Source organism: Sandarakinorhabdus sp., assembly GCF_040398645.1.
Classification (GTDB): Bacteria; Pseudomonadota; Alphaproteobacteria; order Sphingomonadales; family Sphingomonadaceae; genus Sandarakinorhabdus.
The window spans coordinates 68712-71826 of record NZ_JBBATR010000008.1; the positions used below are offsets into that span (position 1 = coordinate 68712).

Genomic DNA, 3115 nt, shown 5'->3' on the forward strand with positions numbered 1-3115 from the left:
GGCTAGCTCGGCGCGGGCGATGGCTTCATCATCGGCGTCCACCATGACGCGGATGCCCGACACGCCCGGTCCGATCAGGCTGGCGATGCCGGCATCGAACAACACGGCGATGATACCGGCGGCCTCCAGCCGGCAGCGCACGATTTCAGCCTCAACCGGCGAATAGAGCGTATCGATGCAGGCCAGCGCCATCGGAATCAATCGTAGGGCAAGAAGGCGGGCGACGTCGTCGGCAGTCCGTCGATGGAACGGTCACGTTCCTGATATTTGAGCAAGCGCGTCGCCGAATCGTCATTCACATAATATTTGCGCAGCGTCTGGCGCTCTTCGGTCACCTGCATTTTCGGCACGGCCCAGCCGCAGCTGGTCTGGGTGCTTTCGACGGCAATCCGGAAAATCTGGCGCACGCCGCGTTCGATCACGAACTGCGGCGCCAGCTCGGCCCAGCCGGCATCTTGCGGCAACACGGCGCTGCCGCGGCCATAGATGCGGTAGATCAAGGCCGGCTGGTCAAAGGCGCAAAACATCACGCATATGCGGCCATCGGCAGCAAGATGGGCGTGGGTTTCGTTGCCGCTGCCCCCATAATCCAGATAGGCGCATTCGCGGCCGCCACCCAGCACGCGGAACGTGTCCATGCCCTTGGGGCTGAGATTGATGCGGGCATCGGGCGCAGCTGTGGCGACGAAAAACACCGGCTGGCGCGCGATGAAATCAGCGTGGGCGGGCGTGATGTGATCAAAAAACTCCGACATCGCCTTTTCCCTCCCCAACGATCAAATCAAGCCGCCGTGCCCCCCACGGTCAGGCCGTCCACCAGCAAGGTTGGCTGGCCCACCCCGGCCGGCACGCTTTGTCCTCCCTTGCCGCAAATGCCGACGCCTTCATCCAGCGCCATGTCGTTGCCGATGGCCTTGACGCGCGTCAGCACATCCGGGCCGTTGCCGATCAGCGTCGCGCCCTTCAGCGGGCGGCCTAGTTTGCCATTCTCGATTTCATAGGCTTCGGTGCAGGAAAACACGAATTTGCCGCTGGTGATATCGACCTGGCCGCCGCCAAAGCTCTTGGCATAAACGCCCTTTTTCACGCCGGCTAATATGGTGCCGGGGTCTTCGCTGCCGCCGAGCATGAAGGTGTTGGTCATGCGCGGCATCGGTGCGTGCGCAAAGGATTCGCGGCGGCCGTTGCCGGTCGGCGCCACGCCCATCAGGCGCGCATTCAGCCGATCCTGCATGTAGCCCTTCAAAATGCCATCCTCGATCAGCACGGTGCGCTCGGTCGGTGTGCCTTCATCGTCCACGGTCAGGCTGCCGCGCCGCGCATCGAGGCTGCCATCATCGACCACGGTCACGCCCGGCGCCGCCACACGCTCCCCGATGCGGCCGGAAAAGGCGCTGGTGCCCTTGCGGTTGAAATCGCCTTCCAGGCCGTGCCCGATGGCTTCGTGCAGCAAGATACCCGGCCAGCCCGGCCCGAGCACCACGGTCATCTCACCGGCCGGGGCATCAACGGCATCAAGATTGGTCAGCGCCTGCGCCAGCGCGATATCGATGGCGCCTTCCCAGCTCGCCTCTTCAAACAGGCTGTCGTACAAATAGCGCCCGCCCAGGCCGTGAAAACCGGTTTCGCGGCGGCCGTTTTTCTCGGCGACAATCTGCACATTCAGCCGCACCAGCGGCCGCACATCGCGCACCCGGCTGCCATCGCCGCGCAGGATTTCCACCACGCTCCAGCTTGCCAGCAGGCTGGCCGACACTTGCACCACCTGCGGGTTGCGGGCGCGGGCAGCCGCATCGATCTTCTGCATCAGCGCCACCTTGGCGGCGAAATCGACGCCAGCGAGGGGGTTCAAGTCGGTGTAGCGGCGCGCATTGGTCGGGCGCGGCGGCAATGCCAGCGTGCCGCCATGGCCATCGCGCACCACCTTGATGGTGTCGGCCGCGCGGGCAATCGCAGCCTCCGAAAGCTCGTTGGCGTGGGCAAAGGCGGTCATTTCGCCGGCGACACCGCGCAGGCCAAAGCCCTTTTGCGTATCGAAGCTGGCGGATTTCAGCCGGCCATCGTCAAAGGCAAAGCTTTCGGACACGGCATATTGCAGGAACAATTCGCCATCGTCACAGCCGCGCAGCGTGTCCGCCACCAGCCGCGACGTGCGATCGGGATCAAGGCCGGTATCGGCATAAAAGAGCGTGTTGGCGTCGGGCGTGTTGGTCATCGCGAAGATATGGGGCAGTCGCGCAAAAAGGGAAAGGGGTGTGCGACGCCGCCGCGGCGCAGCTCAGCTGAATTTGCAGGTCAGCACCCAGCGTTCGCCGGCGCGGTCGAAGCTGATGCGGCTGCAATCATCGAGCACGTCGCGGCCGATCAATATCCATGGGTCACGGCCGCGCCGTTTGCTCTTGCGGTCGGCCGAAACGGTGATCGTGTCGTCATCGTCGGTTTCGGTTGAGGTGCCGCGCGCCGCCGCATCGATGGCGCGCGCTTCGGATTCGGAAATGCGCACGCCCATCTGGCGCATCGGCAGGCCGGCGATCGTCAGGCCATCCTTTGGTGACAGGGTCTGGGTGGGCAGGGCCACGCCCGGCACCGGCCGCCAGAAGCCCAGGCTGGCCGTGCGCCGCACCAGCCCGGCGTTGACCAGTGCTTCGCCGGCGCGGGCATTCATCACGGTGGTCGGGATGTTGAGCTCCAGGCTGATATTCACCGGTTCATCGCCGATCCGCGTCTTGATCATCGCCTTGTCCTTGCCCTTGCGGGGGATGATGAAGCTGCGGCTGCCGGGCGGCGTGTCGCGCAGGATCACATCGATGCGATCCGCGGCCAGTTCGCCAATCGGCAATATGCCATCGGCATCGCTGGCCATCGGCCGCTCCAGCCAGACCACCGGCACCTTGCGGGCCGGCAGCGCCTGCGGCGTGATCGTTGCCAGATTGAAGCGCAGCACGGATTTGCCACTGCCAAACGCACTGTTGTTGAAGCTGAATTTGCCGATCAGCGGAAATGGCTTGAGTTCGGCGCGCTGCACGGCGGCCGGATTGAGCACCATGCCCTGATCATAGCTGAGCGCGATGCGGATATTGAGCGCCGCCTGCTTCACGGCCACTTTCATATAGGG

4 protein-coding genes are annotated in these 3115 nt (G+C 64.4%); all 4 read right to left on the minus strand.

Annotated elements, in window-relative coordinates; translation table 11 throughout:
- Positions 1-192 (minus strand): putative signal transducing protein (locus tag ABWP50_RS03545; RefSeq protein WP_353216617.1); only part of this gene is annotated, 192 nt, incomplete at its 3' end.
- Between the two features lie 5 nt (positions 193-197).
- Positions 198-755 carry a pyridoxamine 5'-phosphate oxidase family protein gene (locus tag ABWP50_RS03550; protein ID WP_353216610.1) on the minus strand — a complete coding sequence of 186 codons (558 nt, stop codon included), beginning with the start codon at positions 753-755 and terminating at the stop codon, positions 198-200.
- 26 nt (positions 756-781) lie between these two features.
- Positions 782-2215, minus strand: coding sequence for a metalloprotease TldD (gene tldD / locus ABWP50_RS03555; RefSeq protein ID WP_353216611.1), 1434 nt, complete (start codon positions 2213-2215; stop codon positions 782-784).
- A 63-nt stretch (positions 2216-2278) separates the two neighbouring features.
- On the minus strand, positions 2279-3115 hold an 837-nt coding region (locus tag ABWP50_RS03560), incomplete at its 5' end, for a hypothetical protein (RefSeq protein ID WP_353216612.1).